Raw genomic sequence first — 3,457 nt, 5'->3', positions numbered from 1 at the left:
GAGGCCGCCGAGGTCGACCAGCACATGCGCGCCCTGGCCCAGGTACTGCAGGACGCGCTGGAGCGGCCGCTATGGCTGGAGGAAACTGGCGAGGAAGTGCAGGCCAGCTGCAGCATTGGCGCGGCCAGTTTTGCTGCCTCGCGCACCGACAGCGGCGGCCATGATGTGCTGCGCCGCGCCGGCGTGGCCCTGCACCAGGCCAAGCAGGCCGGTCTGGGCCAGGTCGTCATCTTCCAGCCCGACATGGCCGAGGCCGTGGGCAAGCGCTTTCGCGTCGAAAAGGACCTGCGCCGCGCCATCCCTGCCGGCGAGCTGCAGCCCTACCTGCAGTCCCAGGTGGACCGCATGGGGCGCTGCGTGGGCGCCGAGGTGCTGGTGCGCTGGAACCATCCGCGCCTGGGCATGGTCGAGCCCGGCGACTTCATTGCCGTGGCAGAGGAGTCGGACCTGATCGTGCAGCTGGGAGACTGGATGCTGGAGCAGGCCTGCCGCATGCTGGTGCGGCCCGAATTCGTGCAGCACGGCTGGCGGCTGTCGGTCAACGTCAGCTGGCGGCAGTTCCGCCAGCCCGATGTGGTGAACAAGCTCAAGCGCATCCTGGCCACCACCGGCGCCGACCCGCGCCGGCTGACGCTGGAGGTCACGGAAAGCGTGGTCATGCGCGACGTGGACGAGGCGCGCGAGCGCATGACCGAGCTGCAGCTGCTGGGCGTGGAGATGGGGCTGGACGACTTCGGCACCGGCTATTCATCGCTGGCCTATCTGCAGCGGCTGCCGTTCCGTGAACTCAAGATCGACAAGTCCTTTGTGCAGGACTGCCATGCCTCGCCCGGCAATGCCGCCATGGTCGAGGCCATTTTGCTCATGGCCCGTCGCCTGCACCTGCGCGTGGTGGCCGAAGGCGTGGAGACCGAGGAGCAGGCCGGCACCCTGCGTGCCTGGAACCAGGATGTGCTGTTCCAGGGCTACCACTACGGCCGGCCGCTGCCTGCCGCCGAGTGGGTGGATCTTCAAGTGGGGGCGGCCGGCGTCTGAGGCCGTAGGCACGCCAGGGTCGCGGCCCTGGCGCGGCCTGTCTCAGTCCCTGGCCTGGTTGGCGGGCTGCTCCAGCCAGCGGCGCGCCAGCAGATCCCAAAAGCGTGCGCCACGTCCGAGGTTGTCGTCGTTGAAGTCGTAGCCGGGATTGTGCAGGCCCACGCCGGGCTGGCCCGTGGCGGGACCGTTGCCTATCCAGCCATAGGCGCCGGGCACGGCCTCGAGCATGAAGCCGAAGTCCTCGGCCGTCATGGCCGGCAGGATGTCGGCGTGGGTGCGGTCCTCGCCCACCGCCTCGCGCATCACATCGGCCATGAAGCGGGCCTCGTGCGCGTGGTTGGTGGTGTTGGGGTAGCCGGGCTTGAGGATGAACTCGGCGCGGCACAGATGGGCGGCCGCCACATGCTCGCTGATGCGCTGCATGCCTTCGATGAACATCTGCTGCGTCTCGGTCCTGAGGGCGCGCACCGTGCCGAAGATGCTGGCCTCGTCGGGAATGATGTTCTCCACCGTGCCGCTGGTGATCTTGCCCACGGTGAGCACGGCGCTGTCCAGCGGATCGGTGCTGCGCGACACCAGGGTCTGCAGCTGGCCGACGATGGCGCAGGCCACGGGAATCGGGTCCAGCGTGGTGTGGGGCATGGCAGCGTGCCCGCCCTTGCCGTGCACGCGGATCTCGAAACGCAGCGTGGACGCCATGATGGGCCCCACGCGCACCGCCATTTCGCCGGCAGGCAGGGCAGGCCAGTTGTGCAGCGCGAACACGGCCTCGCAGGGGAATCGCTCGAACAGGCCATCGTCCATCATGGCCTTGGCGCCTGCGCCGCCTTCCTCGGCGGGCTGGAAGATCAGGTGCACCGTGCCATCGAAATCGGGCTGCTGCGCCAGCAGCGTGGCCGCACCCAGCAGCATGGTGGTATGGCCGTCATGGCCGCAGGCATGCATGCAGCCCGGGTTCTGGCTGGCGTGGCCGAAGGCATTGAGTTCCGTCACCGGCAGCGCATCCATGTCGGCACGGATGCCGAGGCTGCGGCCCGGGTTGGCGGCGCTGCGCCCCCGGCCGTGGATGCTTGCCACCACGCCGGTCCTGCCCAGCCCGCGGTGCACCTGCAGCCCCAGCGCCTGGAGATAGGCCGCCACCTTGTCGCCGGTGCGGTGCTCCTCGTAGCGCAGCTCGGGGTAGGCATGCAGGTCGTGGCGGAACTTCAGCAGGGAGCCGAGATGGGGGGTGATGTCGGGTGTGGATCGCATACAGGGGCCGCGACGGCCTGCACGCCAAGCGGGTCCGCAGGCGGTCGCAGCAATTCAATGACAAGGCGGACATGATAGGTCCTGGGGTTTGCCTATGCCGTCTGCCGCGCCGATAGGCCTTGTGCTGCCGCGGCTTTGCGCTACGTTCTTTGATAGCTGCCCGCGCAATGCCCTGGCCCGGGAGTTGGCGCAGATGCAGGGGAATGGCGCCAGGACCGACAATCGCCCCCATCATGAAAAACACCATCCTGCCCCTGCAATTGTTCGTGCGCCCCGAGCATGACGATCCCCAGCCCCTGATCCTGTACCACGGCCGCCGCTGCCCGGACGGCTATGGCGCGGCGCTGGCGGCCTGGCTGTTCTACGGCGGGCAGGCCGAATTCCGCGGACTGGACCATGGCGAGATCCAGACGGCCGACGACCTGGGCGAGCTGGCCGGCCGCGCGGTCTACGTGCTGGACTTCGCCTTCGAGCCCGAGCTGATGGCCGAGATCGAGTCGCGCGTGTCCAAGCTCGTGGTGCTGGACCACCACAAGAGCGCTGCCGAAAAGCTCACCGGCTACCAGTGCCGCTGCGGCGTCGTGCACTTCGACATGAACAAGTCCGGCGCGCGCCTGGCCTGGGAGTTCTTCCAGGCCGACAAGCCCGTGCCGGGCCTGATCCGCTTCATCGAGGACCGGGACATCTGGAAGTGGGAATTCGCCGAGAGCGCGGGCTTTCTCGCGGCGCTGGACATGGAGCCGCGCAGCTTCGAGCGCTGGGCCGAGATCGCGGCCTTCACGCCCGAGCAGGAAGCTGCCTTCATGGCACGCGGCGGCGCCATGGACGAGAAATTCCAGAAGCTGTGCGCCGACATTTCCGAGTCCGCCCAGCCCCTGGTCTTCAACGGCATGCAAGGGCTGATGGTCAACTGCCCCGGCATGTTCCACAGCCAGGTCGGCGACCTGCTGGCGCGCCAGAGCGGCAGCTTCGCGCTGATGTGGCATGCCAGCACCAAGGGCGTGAAGATCGGCCTGCGCTCGCGCTCGGAGTTCAACTGCATTGCGCTGGCCGAAAGCTTCGGCGGCGGCGGCCATGCCCAGGCCTGCGGCTTCAAGATGGGCAACGAGCGCCTGGTGGAGCTGCTGTCGGGCGTGCTCAAGGCCGATGCCTCGGCCGACTACGCCTACGT

General features: G+C 68.4%; 3 protein-coding genes. 2 read left to right on the top strand and 1 reads right to left on the bottom strand.

Annotated elements, in window-relative coordinates; genetic code table 11:
• Window positions 1-1,035: putative bifunctional diguanylate cyclase/phosphodiesterase (locus tag L995_RS13605; protein WP_047472269.1), on the top strand; the 1,035-nt coding region annotated here is incomplete at its 5' end.
• A 42-nt stretch (window positions 1,036-1,077) separates the two neighbouring features.
• On the opposite strand, the gene L995_RS13600 is transcribed toward L995_RS13605, so the two are convergent.
• Entirely contained in the window at window positions 1,078-2,286 is a 1,209-nt protein-coding gene (locus tag L995_RS13600; protein ID WP_047472268.1) for a M20 aminoacylase family protein, read from the bottom strand.
• A 233-nt stretch (window positions 2,287-2,519) separates the two neighbouring features.
• Here L995_RS13600 and L995_RS13595 point away from each other — a divergent pair.
• Window positions 2,520-3,457 (top strand): DHH family phosphoesterase (locus L995_RS13595; protein ID WP_047472266.1); only part of this gene is annotated, 938 nt, incomplete at its 3' end.

Origin of the sequence: Delftia sp. ZNC0008, from assembly GCF_000799035.1 — a bacterium.
GTDB classification, from domain to species: Bacteria; Pseudomonadota; Gammaproteobacteria; order Burkholderiales; family Burkholderiaceae_C; genus Comamonas; species Comamonas tsuruhatensis.
This window is presented reverse-complemented; position numbering and strand designations above follow the sequence as displayed.